This is a genomic window from Salinicola lusitanus (assembly GCF_038648475.1).
In the GTDB taxonomy this organism is placed as follows: domain Bacteria; phylum Pseudomonadota; class Gammaproteobacteria; order Pseudomonadales; family Halomonadaceae; genus Salinicola; species Salinicola lusitanus.
Window position 1 is genome coordinate 3,280,064 of record NZ_CP151919.1, and the last position, 17,175, is coordinate 3,297,238.

The following is a 17,175-nucleotide window of genomic DNA, read 5'->3' on the forward strand; positions in this document are numbered from 1 at the left end:
GTCATTGCCTTTTGGAAAACAGATTGCGGTATAGCCGGTAGAAGCGGACTCGAAGGGGCAATCCCGAGCGTTGGTCACGCTGCTGCTGCATCAGTTCGACGGCGGTATCGGCATTGCAGAACTCGCCGGTATCCGGGTCGACATAGGTCGGATACAGCAGCAGCGCGCCGGCAATCAGGGCGTCGAGCGTTAGCCGACGCTGACGCCGCGGGGAGGATAACCGATCGTGGGTCAGTCCCCAACCGGCATAGAAAGGCAGGCCGTAGGTATGCACCTCCACGCCGCGCATCAGACCTTCGAAGCCGGTCAACGAGCACATGGTGTGAATCTCGTCGGCCAGCTCGATCAGGTCGATGATGTCGCAGTCGACCAGTTCGAGGTCGTAGAGCGTCCGCGCCGTCTTGTCGAGCAGACCGACCCGGGCCCCCGAGACCACGTCCGGGTGTGGCTTGTAGATGACGAAGGCATCGGGACGGTTCTGCCTGACCGCCTCGAGTAGCGCCTGGTTGGTCTTGATCTCGGGGGAGCCATGGGCAATGGAGGCGTCGCTCTCGACCTGGCCGGGTACCAGCACCACCGGGCGCGCGCCGATCGCCTCCGTCGGCAGTGAAGGGCGCTTCTTGCCCTGGACGTTGTACTTCGAGAGCTTGAGCTCGATGAGGCGCCGGCGCAGGCGGTCGGCGCGCGCCAGCAGTTCCGGTTCGAAGTCCGTCTCGACGAGCAGTCGCTCCAGATCGCTCTCGTGATGGGCATCGTAGTAGAGCCCCCGGGAGTCGAACGCCAGCGACAGGGGCCGGATCAGGTCGACCCCCAGCCCGACCGAGCGGACGAAACCGTCCTCCATCCGCCACAGGTCGAGGCCGTGCTGGCGACAGCGGGCCTTGAGCTCGTCGGTGGCCTTCTGCCCCCACACCACGAGGCTGTCACGGCCCTCCAGCTCATGCGGCTGCGGGAGGTCGCTCTGGAGGAAGCGCACGCTGGAGGACGGACCCAGGAAGTCGGTGATGAAGGCGCGCTTCCAGCTCGAGAAGCCCACGGCCACCCAGCGCCCGGCCAGGCGGTCCCGCTGACGTTTCTGGTCGGCGATCAGGTCGATGGTGGCTTCGAGTGTCGATGTCTTCCCGGTGTAGGGATTGGCGTAGCGGCAGTAGCGCAGGTAGGCCGCGGCGAACAGTTCCAGCAGCGTGCGTGGGCGCTGGCGACGTTCGCACTGCAGCGCGTCCCGGGTCAGCCCCCAGCCGGCATAGAACGGCATGCCGAAGCAGTGGACCGGCTTTTCCGCCATCAGTGCCTCGAATCCCAGTTGGCTGGTGACCACGTAGACCGCGTCGACGGCGTCGATCAACGACCACGGGTTGATATCGTCGCCGATCAGCCGGCAGCGCGGATGTGACGAGGCCTTGGTCAGGTAGCCCTGCTTGCGTCCGGCGATGACGTCCGGGTGGGTCTTGATCAGGATCTCGGCATCGGGGTGGTCGGAAATCGCGCTCTCCAGCATACGCTGGAACGAGCTGGCGTCGGCCATGCCATGGGTGATCGAGGCGTCATCGCGGGTCTGGTCGATGACCAGGACGCGAGGGCGGTCGGTGGGCGCGAGCGGGCGGTCCGGGGCGTGGTTGTACTTCGATAGGCGCAATCCCCGCAGGCGCTGCATGGCCCGGTCCGCGCGCGCCAGCTCATCCGAGCCGAAGGTGGCCTCGGCGAGAAGTGTCTCCAGGTCCGATGGCCGGGTCGCATCGTAGTAGATGCCGCTGTAGTCCACGACCAGGCTGTGGGGCTGGGAGTAGTTGACCCCCAGCCCCAACGAGCGCAGGAACCCATCCTCGATCGCGATGTAGGGCAGTCCCCGGCGCGTGGCCAGGCGACGCGCCTGTTTCGACGTCGGCTTCAAACCCCAGCCAAGAATGGCGTCGACGGGCTGACGGCTACCGGGCTTGAGGCGGATCTGGCGAGAATACTCCGGCAGCAGGCAGCGGATGATGTTCCAGCGGGCCAGGCCCTTGGAAAGATAACCGGCTACGCGATGGGAGGACGGTCGCAGGACTGTCGAATCGTTAGGCATGGGTCACAGAGAGCGGGTGCGGTCCGTCGAAGAAATGTCATGTCACTGCCCTGGGCGCTGGTCCGACACCACCGGCCCGAGTCCGGGGCGTGCAAGGCAGTCCGAGGCGCAGTGTAACGCATCCCGCGAGTCGGGGGCGCTTTTCGGCTGTATCGAATTGCTAAGCGCCGGGATTTTGCGTAAGCGAAGATCGACGTGGAAATATGGCAAATGTAAACGAACTTTTCTGCGGGAAAAGTCGATGGTTGAGGTATTAATAAAATCACACTTTCGGTTCTGTGCCCGAGGTATTTACTTCAGAAGTTTCCGAATCGAAAGATGAGTGGGATGATGCATTTCGCGTTCAAGAAAGTAAAAAGCTCTCGTCGAGTCGAGGCGGCGGTGGCGCCATCAGCGACTGAACTTGACTTCGGAATACCATTTTTTTCTTTAAAAAACAGTCGATTGACTTAAGTATTAGTCGTTCGTGTTTTTGTGTGAATCTCTGATTTGTAACTTTATTTAGCATCCTTTCTAAACCCCGGTTTTGTCCTTTACAGGATTTTACCTGCCACCTTTTAAAGGTTTGACTTCGACCCCGTAACTGATCGAAAAAGAGTCTCGAAAACAATAAATGGAAGCGACGTTGCACAGGTCTCCAGTTGATCTCCGCCATTGGAAACCTTTTGTTTCGTTACTCTCGATCGGGTGCACGGGAACGTTATGCGAGAACTGACAGTCACGGCTCACACTCACCTCAGGCAACTCGAGGCGGAGTCGATTCAGATCATCCGGGAGGTGGCGGCGGAGTTTCGCAATCCGGTGATGCTCTATTCGGTTGGCAAGGACTCGTCAGTGATGCTGCATCTGGCGCGCAAGGCGTTCTATCCCGGAACGCCGCCATTTCCCTTGTTGCACGTCAATACCACCTGGAAGTTCCGCGAGATGATCGAATTTCGCGATCGTACCGCGGCGCAGGTCGGTATGGAGCTGATCGAGTACGTCAACGAAGAGGGGCGAGCGGCGGGCATCAATCCCTTCGATCACGGTAGCGCCACCTACACCGAGATCATGAAGACCCAGGCGCTCAAGCAGGCGCTCGACAAGCACAGCTTCGACGCCGCGTTCGGGGGCGCACGCCGGGATGAAGAGAGTTCCCGCGCCAGGGAGCACGTCTACTCGTTTCGTGACCGGCATCACCGCTGGGACCCCAAGCGGCAGCGCCCCGAACTGTGGCGTCTCTATAACGGCAAGGTCAATCCGGGCGAGTCGATTCGCGTCTTCCCGCTCTCCAACTGGACCGAGCTGGATATCTGGCAGTACATCCATCTCGAGTCGATCCCCATCGTGCCGCTCTACTACGCGGCCCCGCGACCGACCGTGTTCCGTTCCGGCCAGTTGCTGGTGGTGGACGACGAGCGGCTGCCGCTGGCGGCGGGAGAAGTGCCTCAGGAGCGCTGGATCCGCTTCCGGACGCTGGGATGCTTTCCGTTGACCGGCGCCATCGAGTCACGCGCTACCACCTTGCCCGCGATCATCCAGGAGATGCTGCTGACTCGCACCAGCGAGCGGCTCGGCCGCGCCATCGATCGCGATGGCGTCGGCTCGATGGAGAAGAAGAAACACGAGGGGTACTTCTGATGCCTCTCCAGATGATGCGCATCGCCGACGACATCGAGCGCTACCTCAAGCTGAATGCGAGCAAGGGGCTGCTGCGATTTCTGATCTGCGGTGGGGCCGACGACGGCAAGTCGACGCTGATAAGCCGGTTGCTGCACGACTCCCTGGCGATCCAGGAGGAGCAACTGGCGGCGTTGGTGCGCGGGCCGGGGACAGGCGGCAGCCGCAGTGGCCAGGTCGATCTGGCGCTGCTGGTCGATGGCCAGCAGTCGGAACGCGAGCAGGGCACGGCCGTCGATGTCGCCTATCGGTTCTTCTACACCGACAAGCGCAAGTTCATCGTCGCCGACGCGCCGGGGCACGAGCAGTACACCCGCAACATGGCCACCGGCGCCTCCACGGCGGATCTGGCGATCATCCTGATCGATGCGCGTTACGGCGTGCAGTTGCAGGCCCGGCGGCACAGTTTCATCTGCGATCTGCTCGGGATCCGTCACTTCGTGATCGCGATCAACAAGATGGACCTGGTCGGTTACTCCGAAGCGCGATTCCAGGAGATCGTCGCGGACTACCGTGATTTCGCCGACAAGCTGAATGTCAACGACGTGCGCTTCTTGCCCATTTCGGCATTGACCGGTGCCAACGTCGTCAATCCCGGTAGCGAGATGCGCTGGTACGAAGGCGCCCCGTTGCTGGCCCAGCTCGAGCAGGTCGAGATCCTGTCGGCGCCGAGCCTGCATGAACTGCGCTTTCCGGTTCAGTACGTCAATCGGCCCAATCTCAATTTCCGTGGATATAGCGGCATGCTGGCCGCCGGCGCGGTCGAAGTGGGCAGCGAGATCCGGGTGGAGCCCTCCGGCAGGCGCTCGACGATCGAGCGCATCGTCACCAACGACGGTGACCTCAGCGTTGCCTATCCCGGCCAGTCGATAACGCTCACGCTTCGCGACGAACTCGATATTTCCCGTGGCGACATGCTGGTGGCGGCGAACAGCGATATCGAACCCAGTTCGGTGTTCACCGCCGACGTGGTGTGGATGCACGAGACCCCGCTGGTACCGGGACAGGATTACGAGTTCAAGGCCGGTACCCGAACCGTTTCCGGCCGCGTGACGCGAATCGTCTATCAGATCGACGTCAATACCCTGTCGCGCAGCGCCTCCGACAGGGTGCCTCTCAACGGCATCGCCCGATGCCAGATCGAAGTGACGCAGCCGCTGGTGCTGGACAGCTACCAGCGCTCCCCGGAGACGGGCAGTTTCATCTTCATCGACAGGCTGAGCAACCTGACCGTGGGGGCCGGCATGGTCGTCGACGCCCTGAACATCGGCCACGTGGTCTGGCACGACATGGCCGTCGACAAGCGGAGACGCGCCGAACGCAACCGCCAGAAGCCCAGCATCATCTGGTTCACGGGGCTGTCCGGCGCCGGCAAGTCCACCGTGGCGGATGCCCTGGAGAGACAGCTCTTCGGCATGGGCTACAACACCTACGTGCTGGATGGGGACAACGTTCGCCACGGACTGTGCCGCGATCTCGGCTTCAGCGACCGCGACCGTCAGGAAAACATTCGCCGGGTCGGCGAAGTGGCGAAGCTGATGGTCGATTTGGGCGTGATCACCCTGGTCTCGTTCATCTCGCCGTTCCGTGAGGATCGTCGCATCGTCCGCGCCATGGTCGAGGCCGACGAGTTCATCGAGGTCTTCGTCAACACACCGCTTGCGGTCTGTGAAAGACGCGATCCCAAGGGCCTCTACCGCAAGGCCCGTAGCGGCGAGATCGGTCAGTTTACCGGCATCACTTCTCCTTACGAGGCTCCGGAATCACCGGAAGTCGAGATCGACACGTCGATCCATGACCTCGAGGAGACGGTGGGCCAGCTCATCGCCGCCCTGCGGCGTCACCGGATCATCTGACAACAGTTCGCATCGATTCGTCGAACGACGCCCGCGTTGGCGGGCAGGCGGCGAAAGGCAGCAAGGCTCCCGGCGATAACGCGCGGGAAACGGAGGGAAGGGTGGGCACGATGAAAAACGAAATCAGAAAACGCAGAAGGGCCGATGGTGCGTCCCGATGGCTGGCGCTGGCGCTGGTAGTTGCCGCCATGTCGGGGTGCGCAACCTCATCCCAGCAACGCTTCGGCGATGGGGCGGTGATGCCCATGAACGACGCCACGCCAGTCAATGGCCCGTTGGCAACGTTTCTCGATAGCGCGGCCACGGGCAGCGTGGCGAATCTGGCGACCACGCCCTGGGGGCCGAACGTCTCCATTCATGCCCGTGAGCGCTACTTCTCGGCCAGCGGCCGGCGGTGTATTCGCCTCGACGTGACCCGCAACGTGGCGCCGGCCGGTGTTCCGGTGGCCCAGGTGAGCTGCCTGGTACCGGGGAAAGGCTGGTACGCCCAGCGCCTGGTGACGGAAATCATTCGCTAGATGGTGTTCGGGAAACTTCCGATAGCCATCTCGGCGGCGCCGTCGAAACCCGTCGTTCCTCATGCCGGAACGACCTGATCGCCACCGAATCGACAAGTGCCCTCAAGGCATTTCGCCGGTGCTCTCATGAGCGAACGCCGGCACTCGATGGCCTGAAAAACACGTGAGGGAAGGGAACCATCATGAAGCGGTTATCAGTGACTTTCCGGGCCATGTGCCTGGTGGCGGTAGCGTGCCTCAACGCTAACTTTGCCCACGGCCAGGACATCGGGCTGAGCAGCGGTGGCCTGCTGGGCAGTGACCAGCCGGCACAGGCGATGACCTCGCAGTCCGATGAGACGAATTCGATCGAGACATCGCCGCGGGCGGATTGGGACAGCGGCACCTACGGGCCGGTCGACCCCCGGGCCCAGGCCATGGTCGACCCCGACACGTTGCCACCGTTCGGCGAGAACCTGTTCTCCGGCGGCTTCCGGGGCATGATGGCCGACGGTCTCAACCCGGACTACCTGATCAAGCCGGGTGACCAGATCACGATCCGGGTCTGGGGCGGGGTCGAGATCGACCGGGTACTGGCGGTGGACGCCCAGGGCAATATCTTCCTGCCGCGGATCGGTCCGCTGCAGGTCCAGGGGATCTCCAACGCCCAGCTCAACGCCCGGGTACGCGGCGCGATCCAGTCCGTCTATCCCGAGAACGTCAGCGTCTACACCAATCTCCAGGGCGTGCAGCCGGTGGGCGTCTTCGTCACCGGTTACGTCATGAATCCCGGGCGCTACTCCGGGACGCCGAACGACTCGGTGCTCTACTTCCTCGATCAGGCGGGTGGCATCGATCAGGCGCTGGGGAGTTATCGCCAGGTCGTGATCAAGCGCGGCAACCAGGTCATCAATGTCGTCGATCTCTACAACTTCCTGATCAACGGCGATATCGCACGGCCGCAGTTCCGGGATGGCGACACCATCGTGGTCGAGGAGCGCGGACCCGCCATCAGCGTCGTCGGCGACGTCCAGAAGAACTACCGCTACGAGCTGGTCGGCGAGGCGCTGACCGGACAGGACGTGATCAACCTGGCCCGCCTCAAGTCGGGCGTGTCCCATGTGCTGTTGCGCGGCAGCCGCCCGTCGGGGCCGATCTCGCGCTATCTGCCGCTGGCGGAGTTTCGTGGCGCCGAGGTCCGCCGTGGCGATGAGGTGCTGTTCAGCGCCGACCAGCGCGACGAGACCATCGTGGTCCAGGTCGAGGGCAGCTATTACGGCCCATCGCGCTATGCGCTGCCGCGGGATGCCCGGCTGGGCGAGTTCCTGAACGCGATCAGCGTGCCCCAGGAGATGACCAGCTATCAGGACGTCTCCATTCGCCGGATCAGCGTGGCCGAGCAGCAGGCGTCGTCGTTGAAGGACAGCCTGCGCCGGCTCGAGACGACCTACCTCGGCTATCCCGCTCGCACCGCCAAGGAGGGCGAGATCCAGGTTCGCCAGGCGGAGTTGATCGAACGGTTCGTGAAGAAAGCCTCGCAGGTCAAGCCCACCGGCCGGCTGGTCGTCGCCAGGGACGGCAACGTCGCCGATATCCGGCTGCAGGACGGCGATATCGTGACGATCCCCGAGAACACCGACTCCATCCTGCTGAGCGGCGAAATCATCATTCCCCAGGCGATGGTCTACACGCCGGGCATGAGCGCGCTGGACTACATCCGTCAGGCCGGCGGCTTCACGCCCAGGGCCGACGAGGACCAGGTGCTGGTGGTGCATCGCAACGGGGCGGTGATCCAGGCGGGGCAGACGCGCATGCGCGCCGGCGACGAGATCATCGTGCTGCCTGCCGCACCCACCAGCAACATCGAACTGGCTTCCGCGATCACCCAGATTCTGTTCCAGGTCGCCGTGGCGACTCGCGTGGCACTCGACCTGTGAACGTATCCGATCGTCGGCTCATTGACCTGATCCACTCGTCGCGCGCGCATTCTCGAGGGTAATCCGCCATGGCTATGGAAGTTTCACGATCGGATTCATCGCAACCGAACTTCGCAGCACCGTCCGGAGGAGGAGCCCGCTCCTCGTGGAGAGTGGCCAGGAGCGTCTGGTTTGCCCTGTTCATGCGCGAGACGATCTCGCGCACCATGGCCGACCGCATGGGCTGGTTCTGGATGATCTTCGAACCCCTGGCGATCATCGGCGTGATGGTCTCCGTGCGGGGGCTGTTCATGTCCGGCCGCCACATCGCCGGCGCCGACTATGTCGCCTGGATGGTGGTCGGGCTGATGGGCTTCATGCTGTTCCGCGAGAACATGATGCGCTCGATCGGTGCGATCGAGGCCAATCGTGGCCTGTTCGCTTACCGCCAGGTCAAGCCGGTCGATCCGGTTCTGGTGCGCTGTTTTCTCGAAGGCATGCTCAAGTCGCTGATCTTCATCCTGTTCATCACCATCGGCAGCCTGCTCAAGTTCGAGCTGATGCCGGACTATCCGTTCGGCGCGATGATGGACTGGCTGTCGCTGTGGGCGCTGGGTTGGGGCATGGGGCTGACGCTGTCGGTGCTTGGCGATCTGGTGCCCGAGATCGGCAAGGTGACGCGCATCCTCAACCTGCCGCTGCTGTTGCTCTCCGGCGTTATCTTCCCGGTCCTCTACGTGCCGCATCAGTACCGGGAATACCTGCTGATGAACCCGATCGTGCATGGCCTGGAGAGCATGCGGATGAACTTCTTCAGCGGCTACCACACGATCGATGGCATCGACATGACCTACCTGTGGTTCTGGGCGCTGGCGCTGATATCGCTGGGGCTGATCCTGCACACGCGTTTTCGCGACCAACTGAAAGCGCATTAGGAGGAGGGCCCCCATGATCGAGATTCGCAATCTCTACAAGCGCTATCACAACCATCATGACAGCCCCTGGGTGCTCAAGGACATCAACCTGACGATCCCCAGCGGGGTCAGCGTCGGCCTGCTGGGCCGCAATGGCGCCGGGAAGTCCACCTTGCTGAGGCTGATCGGTGGCATGGACTCCCCCGACCGCGGCGATATCGTCCGCAACAGCCGGGTCTCCTGGCCGATCGGCCTGGCGGGAGGCTTCCAGGGCTCGATGACCGGTCGTCAGAACGTCAAGTTCGTGGCCCGGATCCATGGCGCCGAGGAGGAGATCGAGCGCGTGGTTCGAGAGGTCGAGGCCTTCGCCGAGATCGGCAACGCCTTCGACGAGCCGGTCAAGACCTACTCGTCGGGGATGCGTTCGCGGCTGGCGTTCGGGCTTTCGCTGGCGTTCGACTTCGACGTCTACCTGTCGGACGAGGCGACCGCCGTCGGCGATCGCGCGTTCAAGGCCAAGGCCAAGGAAGCGTTCAAGGCGCGTGTCGGCAAGGCCAGCCTGATCATGGTCTCCCATGGTGAGGGTGTCCTGCGGGAGTTCTGCGAGGCCGGCATCGTGCTGGAGAAGGGCCGGGCGCAGTGGTTCGACGATATCGAGGAGGCCATCGGCGTCTATCACCAGGCAACCGACGGCAAGAAGGTCGAGCCGCCCAAGGTGCCGACCTCGCTCTCCGAGGCGAAGCAGCAGTTGATGCAGGCGAATCTCGAGTTCGAACAGGCTCGCCTCGACTACCAGATAGCCAGTGATGACCCCGCCCGGAACGATCCCGACGACGCGCTGCGCTGGCGCGTTGAGGAGTCCCGCGAGCGGATGCACGAGGCGCGCCGTTACGTTCAGCAGTTCCAGTCGCAGGCGAAAGCCAAGCCTCGCAAACGAACGACAAAGACTACGAAAAAGACAGGTCGGCCATGAACAACTCATCGTCTCTCAACAAGAAGTCACGCTTGCGCAAGTCGCTCCACTGGATCGTGTGCCTGATCGCGATCGTGGTGGTGTCGCTCTACTGGGCGCTGTGGGCCAGTGACCGCTATGTCTCCCACGCCAACGTGGTGCTCGAGAGCCCGCAGCTCGCGGCGCCGACCCTGAGCGTCAGCTCACTGCTCAGCGGCGGCGCCACCAGCAATCTCGCGGACATGCTGCTGCTGCGCGACTACATGCGCTCCGTGGACATGCTGAAGCTGCTCATCGAGGAGGCGGATTTCCGCAACCACTACGCCAACTCCGGTGCCGATTTCTTCAGCGCCCTGGGCGACGAGAACGCACCGCTGGAGGAGCTGCACGACTACTACCTCTCCCGGGTATCGGTGGAGCTGGACGACTATGCCGGCGTGCTGCGGGTCGATGTCGAGGCCTTTACTCCCGAAGAAGCCAACAAGATCAATCGGCTGCTGCTGGAGGAGGGGGAGCGGCACATGAACCTGATGGGCCAGCGCCTGGCGGAGGAGCAGGTGCGCTTCCTCGAACAGCAGGTCGCGTTGCTGGAAGACAAGTTCCAGCAGACGCGGGATGCGCTGCTCGACTACCAGAACGCCAACGGGTTGGTCTCGCCGACGGGTACGGTGGAGAGCCTCAGTTCGGTGGTGTCGAGCCTGGAGGGTCAACTCGCCATCGCCAAGGCGCGCAAGAGTGCGCTGGCCAGCTACCAGAGCGTTCGCTCGCCGGAGATCGTGCGCATCAACAGCGAGATCAAGGCGCTGACCGATCAGATCGCGCAGGAGCAGGCTCGCCTGGCCAGGCAGTCCGGCAACGCGCTCAACAGCATCTCCTCGGAGTACCAGACCCTGATGCTGCGGGCGCAGTTCGCCCAGGACAGCTATTCCGGGGCGCTGGGGGCGCTCGAGAACACCCGGATCGAGGCGGCGCGCAAGCTGAAGCAGGTCTCCGTTCTCCAGACGCCGACAATGCCGGAATACCCCGAACAGCCCGAGCGGCTCTACAACTCGGTGGTATTCGCGGTCATCGCGCTGTTCATCACCCTGATCCTCAACATGCTGATCCTGATCGTGAAGGATCACCGCGACTGACCGGACCGGCATGGTCGGGGCCGGCTGTCGCCGCGACCCGGACCATGCCGTCCGAAGCAAACAACGACCAACCATGGATCGCACGATCGATCCACCCAGCGCTGTCTGAACCCTGCTCGGCGAGACACGAGGGTATTCAGGCAGGGCGTAACAGGCTCGACGGGGGAATCACCATGAGCAAGACATTTCTGGTAACAGGTGGCGCCGGATTCATCGGCTCGGCGGTGGTGCGAGAACTGATAGAGCACACGCCGCATCGCGTCATCAACGTCGACAAGCTGACCTATGCCGGCAATCCGGAGTCGCTGGCACGGGTGGACAGCGACGAACGCTACGAGTTTCGCCTCGCCGACATCTGTGACGGCGCGGCCATGGCCAGGATCTTCAACGAATACCAGCCGGACGTGATCATGCATCTGGCGGCGGAGAGCCACGTGGATCGCTCCATCGACGGACCGGCCGACTTCATCGAGACCAATATCGTGGGGACGTACGTGCTGCTGGAGGCGGCCCGCGGCTACTTCAAAGGGCTGCAGGAGAGCGACCCGGCCAAGGCCGCGGCTTTCCGCTTTCACCACATCTCCACCGACGAGGTGTATGGCGATCTTCATGGCGTGGACGATCTGTTCATGGAAACCACGCCCTACGCGCCGAGCTCGCCCTATTCGGCCAGCAAGGCCAGTTCCGATCACCTGGTCCGCGCCTGGCACCGGACCTTCGGCCTGCCGACCGTGGTCACCAACTGCTCCAACAACTACGGCCCGTTCCACTTTCCGGAGAAGCTGATCCCGCTGACGATTCTCAACGCGCTGGCGGGACAGCCGCTGCCGGTCTACGGCGACGGCAAGCAGATTCGGGACTGGCTGTTCGTCGAGGATCACGCGCGAGCGCTGGTTCAGGTTGCCAGCGAAGGGGCGATCGGCGAGACCTACAATATCGGTGGCCACAACGAGAAGCAGAATCTCCAGGTCGTCGAGACGATCTGTGAGCTGCTCGAGGAGCTTGCGCCGAACAAGCCCGAGGGCGTCGTCCGCTATCGCGATCTGATCACCTTCGTGGTCGACCGGCCGGGCCATGACCAGCGCTACGCCATCGACGCTTCCAAGATCCAGCGAGAACTGGGCTGGACCCCCCGCGAGACCTTCGATAGCGGCATGCGAAAGACCGTGCAGTGGTTCCTCGAGAACGACACCTGGTGGCGCCGGGTCCAGAACGGCAGCTATCAGGGCGAGCGACTGGGAGTGACCGCATGAGTACGCTGATTCTCGGCGGAAACGGCCAGGTCGGGTTCGAGTTGCAGCGCGCGTTGTCGCCGCTTGGCGAGTGCGCCGCCCCGGCACGTCCTTCCCTCGACCTGCTGGATGCCGATGCGGTCGCCCGCCTGCTCGACCAGACCCGGCCCAAGCTGATCGCCAACGCGGCAGCGTGGACTGCGGTGGACGCTGCGGAGACGGCGCGCGGGGAAGCCTTCCGGCTCAATGCCGAACTGCCGGCTCAACTGGCCGATTACTGCGCCACGCACTCGGCAAGGCTCGTTCACTACTCCTCGGACTACGTCTATCCCGGTGGCGGCGACGCCGCCTGGCAGGAGTCCAGCGAGACGGGCCCGCTCTCGGCCTACGGCGAGAGCAAGCTTGCCGGTGACGACGCGGTACTGGCCAGCGGGGCGGACGCCTTGATCTTCCGAACCAGCTGGGTCTACAGCGCACGCGGCAACAATTTCATGAAGACCATGCTGCGCCTGGCCAAGGAGCGCGACGCCCTGAGTGTCGTCGGCGACCAGATCGGCGCGCCGACGCCAGCCCGGCTGATTGCCGACGTGACCCTGCTGGCCGTGAGGCAGCAGAGCGAAGGGCGCCTGGACCCCGGTATCTATCACCTCGCGCCGCGTGGCGAGACCAGCTGGCACGGTTTCGCCCAGGCGATATTCCGGCATGCGGCCGCGCTCGGACAGCCCCTGCGGCTGGGACCGGAGGAAGTGGCGTCGATTCCCACCGCGAGCTACCCCACGCCCGCCCGTCGTCCGCTCAATTCACGACTGTCGCTGGAGAAAATCGAGCATGCGCTCGGCGTCACGCTGCCGGATTGGGAATCCCAGTTACGGCTGACGCTGGCGGAGTGGCTCGAGGCTGCATAGCAGGCTGCAAGGCGCGAAGGCGTCCTCCCGTAGAAGCGAGTCCCGAGAGAGGCCGCTTTTATACCGTTATCTTGAATGTCTGACTCGATCTTGGGATCGAAAAGGAGTTTCACCATGGCACGTAAAGGCATCATTCTGGCCGGCGGTTCCGGCACCCGGCTGCATCCGATCACCCAGGGCATCTCCAAGCAACTGCTGCCGGTGTACGACAAGCCGATGATCTACTACCCGATCTCGGTGCTGATGCTGGCCGGGATTCGCGAGATCCTGATCATCTCGACGCCGTCCGATCTGCCGCAGTATCAGTATCTGCTGGGCGATGGCGCGCAGTTCGGCCTGCGCTTCGAGTATGCCGAGCAGCCGTCACCGGATGGACTGGCCCAGGCGTTTTTGATCGGCGAGTCGTTCATCGGTGACGATTCGGTCTGCCTGGTGCTGGGAGACAACGTCTTCCACGGGCAACACTTCTCCGAGCAGCTGATGCGAGCGTCGGACGTCCAGAAGGGCGCAACGGTGTTCGGCTACCTGGTCAAGGATCCGGAACGGTTCGGCGTGGTGGAATTCGACGCCTCCGGCAAGGCGCTGTCGATCGAGGAGAAGCCGATCAAGCCCAAGTCGCCCTATGCGGTTACCGGGCTCTACTTCTACGACAACGACGTGGTGGAGATCGCCCACCAGGTCAAGCCCTCCGAACGCGGCGAGCTGGAGATCACCAGTATCAACAACGCGTATCTGGAACGCGGCGACCTGCACGTGGAGCGTCTGGGACGCGGTTTCGCATGGCTGGATACCGGCACCCACGACAGCCTGCTGGAAGCCGGCCAGTACGTGCAGACGATCGAGCATCGCCAGGGACTCAAGGTCGCCTGCCTGGAGGAGATCGCCTGGAACCAGGGCTGGATCGACGACGCGACGCTGGCCGAACGCGGCAGCGCATTGAAAAAGACCGGCTATGGCCAGTATCTGCTGAAGCGACTCGAGGACGCCCAGCGTGGCGTGGCCGTCGGCGAGGCTGCCGTGGCCGGCCTCCGCGGCAACCGCTGACTCCCCGAAGACAACCATCGCAGCCCGAGAGACGGACGACATGAACTACGAAAAGCTCGCCATTCCCGATGTCGTGTTGATGACGCCGAAGGTCTTCGGCGACGAGCGGGGATTCTTCCTCGAGACCTTCCGGCACAGCGAATTCGTCGAACAGTGCGGCGACTACCGGTTCGTGCAGGACAACCACAGCAAGTCCGGCCAGGGCATCCTGCGCGGCCTCCACTACCAGTTGCAGCAGCCCCAGGGAAAGCTCGTCCGTGTCACGCGGGGCGAGGTGTACGACGTGGCGGTCGATCTGCGCCGCAGCTCGCCCACCTTCGGCCGCTGGGTCGGTGCGCTGCTGAGCGAGGAGAATCGGCGGATGCTATGGGTTCCGCCGGGGTTCGCCCACGGCTTCTACGTCACCAGCGAGGTGGCCGAGTTCCAGTACAAGTGCACGGATTATTACGCGCCGGGCGACGAGTACAGCCTGCACTGGAACGATCCGCAACTGGCCATCGAATGGCCGCTGGTGAATGGAAGGCCGGTGACATCGGAGAAGGATGAAGCGGGTAGTGCGCTGGCCGACGCGGCCGTCTTCGCCTAGGCCACGTCTGAAAGTACTGGGCCTGTCCAGTCGGTGTTAAGAAATTGGCTCACTGAACCTCGTTCAGACCGTCCGCCGGGCGGTTCGAAGCGCGAGCGGAGAGCCACAGGCTCATTGACGCCCGGTGAAGTGGTGCGCCAGTCCGGTCCGGTTTGACTCACCGCACCCTTGTCGGTCGCACTTCATGCGGCGGCGCTGCCCAGATCGTCGATCCTGACGATTTGTCGCCAATTTCTGCCTTGGCCACGCACCCCGGGCTGGCCTTCGCCGGTCGGCTTCTCAGGCAACGCCTGGCGCCTCTCAACCCGGCGGGTTGCTGGTTGGGGGGGGGCCGAGGCCATTTGGACACAACCGAGCTGCCCGTGGGGGGCGGCTTCGATCATTCTTGGGGATTGCCCGTATGAAAATCACCGTTTTTGGCACCGGCTACGTTGGTCTGGTAACCGGCGCCTGTCTGGCGGATGTGGGCCACGACGTGGTCTGTGTCGATATCGATCAGAGCCGAATCGAACGCCTGGTCCAGGGGGAGATCCCCATCTACGAACCGGGCCTGGAGTCGATGGTCCTTCGCAATGTCGAGGGGCAGCGCCTGCAATTCACCACGGACGCTTGCATGGCGGTCGAGCACGGGGTGCTGCAGTTCATCGCCGTCGGCACCCCGCCCGACGAGGATGGTAGTGCCGATCTCCAGTACGTGCTGGCGGTGGCCTCCACCATTGGTCAGTACATGAACGGCTACAAGGTCGTCATCGACAAGTCGACGGTGCCGGTCGGCACGGCCGACAAGGTTCGCGATCGTATCGCCGGCATTCTCCAGGAACGCGCCGTCGAGCTGGCGTTCGATGTCTGCTCCAACCCCGAGTTTCTCAAGGAGGGATCGGCGCTCGAGGACTTCACGCGCGGCGCGCGGATCGTCGTCGGTACCGACTCCGACCGCGTGAGCGACCTGATGCGGGAGTGCTATGCCCCCTACAACCGCAACCGCGAGAAGCTGATGCTGATGAGCGTCCGCGCGGCCGAGCTGACCAAGTACGCGGCCAACGCGATGCTGGCGACCAAGATCAGCTTCATGAATGAGATGGCCAACCTGGCGGAACGTCTCGGAGCGGATATCGAGGATGTCCGGCGAGGTATCGGCTCCGACCCGCGTATCGGCTACCACTTCATCTACCCGGGCTGCGGCTACGGCGGCTCCTGTTTCCCGAAGGACGTCCAGGCGCTGGCGCGAACCGCCAGCAAGGTCGGCTACGAGGCCGAGTTGCTCAAGGCGGTCGAGGCGGTCAACAAGCGCCAGAAGTCGACGTTGTTCGAGAAGCTCTCCCACGCCCTTGGCGGCGAGCTGCAAGGCAAGACGATCGCGGTGTGGGGGTTGGCGTTCAAGCCCGAGACCGATGACATGCGCGATGCCCCGAGCCGGGAGCTGATGGAGACCTTGTGGGCCCACGGTGCGACGGTACAGGCCTACGACCCCGAAGCGATGAAGGAGTGCCGGCGTCTCTACGGTGAGCGGGACGACCTGGTGCTGGTGGCTGACCGGGTCCAGGCGGTCAAGCGGGCCGACGCGTTGGTGATCTGCACCGAGTGGAAGGAGTTCCGCACGCTGGATGGCGATTGGATTCGGGGCCAGTTGGCCCAGCCGGTAGTCATCGATGGTCGCAATTTGTTCGACCCGGAGACGATGTCGGCGGCCGGGATCGACTATTACGCCGTGGGGCGTGGCAAGAACAGTCAATCCCCGGTCACTGCCTGACACCGATCCCCACCGCATTCGACGGGCCAATGACGCTTGGAGATCGCTGGGCAAGGAAGCCCTCGAGCGATGGCACCAGGTGGATGGCCCCGCTCCCGGCATGGCATGAAAATACTCAATATCGATATTCATCAAGGCTAATACCCGATGTGATTAAGCTTTTCATGTTTTCACCGAGGCGGTGGAATCATGGGACGCAGGGTGGTGAATATCGATGAGTAAAATCATCTTCACCGGAAGCTGAGTCGAGATTACCCTGACTAAAGTCTTAACGGTGATTGTCGAAGCAATAGCGAGCGACAGCGTCACGATAATAAAACGATATTGTCATTTATCGGTTGTTTCGTCGTCATATGGCGACAGTGATGTCATTTAAATAACGGTTTTATAACGACGGCTTTATTTTAATAGGACGCCGTCTGTAAGTGCGGATTCTTGCCCGATGATCATAAAGAAGTTGCCCGTTTAACCGGTGTGGGACTGGCAAAAGATATGGTCGATCAGATTGTCAATCGATGGACGACATATCGAGACGTATCGATGCCATCAACTCCGGCGTTGCCGGATGATCGCGAAGAAGACGATAAATGTCACTCATCGTGACAAATCAAATGTGAGATGAGGCACCATCATGCAAGCCAAGAGCCGAGCATTATATGAATTCGGGGC

13 protein-coding genes are annotated in these 17,175 nt (G+C 62.9%); 12 read left to right on the forward strand and 1 reads right to left on the reverse strand.

Annotated features, from left to right (window positions below; genetic code table 11):
* Position 1 precedes the first annotated feature (1 nt).
* On the reverse strand, positions 2 to 2,062 hold the full coding sequence (locus tag AAGT95_RS14750) for a capsular polysaccharide biosynthesis protein (protein WP_342594322.1): 2,061 nt from the start codon (positions 2,060 to 2,062) through the stop codon (positions 2 to 4).
* A 702-nt stretch (positions 2,063 to 2,764) separates the two neighbouring features.
* Here AAGT95_RS14750 and cysD point away from each other — a divergent pair.
* The 12 genes from cysD to AAGT95_RS14810 all read left to right on the forward strand — a co-directional run bounded on the left by cysD (position 2,765) and on the right by AAGT95_RS14810 (position 16,506).
* Positions 2,765 to 3,682 carry a sulfate adenylyltransferase subunit CysD gene (cysD, locus tag AAGT95_RS14755; RefSeq protein ID WP_342594323.1) on the forward strand — a complete coding sequence of 306 codons (918 nt, stop codon included), beginning with the start codon at positions 2,765 to 2,767 and terminating at the stop codon, positions 3,680 to 3,682.
* Positions 3,682 to 5,577: a sulfate adenylyltransferase subunit CysN gene (gene cysN, locus AAGT95_RS14760; RefSeq protein ID WP_342594324.1), complete on the forward strand. Its 1,896-nt coding sequence runs from the start codon at positions 3,682 to 3,684 to the stop codon at positions 5,575 to 5,577. Before cysD ends, cysN begins: the two co-directional genes overlap by 1 nt.
* Before the next feature lie 110 nt (positions 5,578 to 5,687).
* The gene (locus AAGT95_RS14765) at positions 5,688 to 6,095 is read left to right on the forward strand and encodes a DVU3141 family protein (RefSeq protein ID WP_110600307.1); all 408 of its coding nucleotides are present in this window, start codon (positions 5,688 to 5,690) and stop codon (positions 6,093 to 6,095) included.
* A 182-nt stretch (positions 6,096 to 6,277) separates the two neighbouring features.
* Positions 6,278 to 8,011, forward strand: coding sequence for a polysaccharide biosynthesis/export family protein (locus AAGT95_RS14770; protein ID WP_342594325.1), 1,734 nt, complete (start codon positions 6,278 to 6,280; stop codon positions 8,009 to 8,011).
* Between the two features lie 182 nt (positions 8,012 to 8,193).
* The gene (locus AAGT95_RS14775) at positions 8,194 to 8,925 is read left to right on the forward strand and encodes an ABC transporter permease (RefSeq protein ID WP_232822350.1); all 732 of its coding nucleotides are present in this window, start codon (positions 8,194 to 8,196) and stop codon (positions 8,923 to 8,925) included.
* Positions 8,926 to 8,938: 13 nt separating this feature from the next.
* Positions 8,939 to 9,877, forward strand: a complete 939-nt coding sequence (locus tag AAGT95_RS14780) for an ABC transporter ATP-binding protein (RefSeq protein ID WP_110600302.1) — start codon at positions 8,939 to 8,941, stop codon at positions 9,875 to 9,877.
* Positions 9,874 to 10,989, forward strand: coding sequence for a chain-length determining protein (locus AAGT95_RS14785; RefSeq protein ID WP_110710286.1), 1,116 nt, complete (start codon positions 9,874 to 9,876; stop codon positions 10,987 to 10,989). Before AAGT95_RS14780 ends, AAGT95_RS14785 begins: the two co-directional genes overlap by 4 nt.
* A 173-nt stretch (positions 10,990 to 11,162) precedes the next feature.
* The gene (gene rfbB / locus AAGT95_RS14790; protein WP_342594326.1) at positions 11,163 to 12,242 is read left to right on the forward strand and encodes a dTDP-glucose 4,6-dehydratase; all 1,080 of its coding nucleotides are present in this window, start codon (positions 11,163 to 11,165) and stop codon (positions 12,240 to 12,242) included.
* On the forward strand, positions 12,239 to 13,126 hold the full coding sequence (rfbD, locus tag AAGT95_RS14795; RefSeq protein WP_342594327.1) for a dTDP-4-dehydrorhamnose reductase: 888 nt from the start codon (positions 12,239 to 12,241) through the stop codon (positions 13,124 to 13,126). Before rfbB ends, rfbD begins: the two co-directional genes overlap by 4 nt.
* 114 nt (positions 13,127 to 13,240) lie before the next feature.
* Positions 13,241 to 14,170: a glucose-1-phosphate thymidylyltransferase RfbA gene (gene rfbA / locus AAGT95_RS14800; protein WP_110600295.1), complete on the forward strand. Its 930-nt coding sequence runs from the start codon at positions 13,241 to 13,243 to the stop codon at positions 14,168 to 14,170.
* Positions 14,171 to 14,210: 40 nt separating this feature from the next.
* On the forward strand, positions 14,211 to 14,756 hold the full coding sequence (rfbC, locus tag AAGT95_RS14805; RefSeq protein ID WP_342594328.1) for a dTDP-4-dehydrorhamnose 3,5-epimerase: 546 nt from the start codon (positions 14,211 to 14,213) through the stop codon (positions 14,754 to 14,756).
* A gap of 400 nt (positions 14,757 to 15,156) precedes the next feature.
* Positions 15,157 to 16,506: a UDP-glucose/GDP-mannose dehydrogenase family protein gene (locus tag AAGT95_RS14810; RefSeq protein ID WP_342594329.1), complete on the forward strand. Its 1,350-nt coding sequence runs from the start codon at positions 15,157 to 15,159 to the stop codon at positions 16,504 to 16,506.
* Positions 16,507 to 17,175 lie beyond the last annotated feature (669 nt).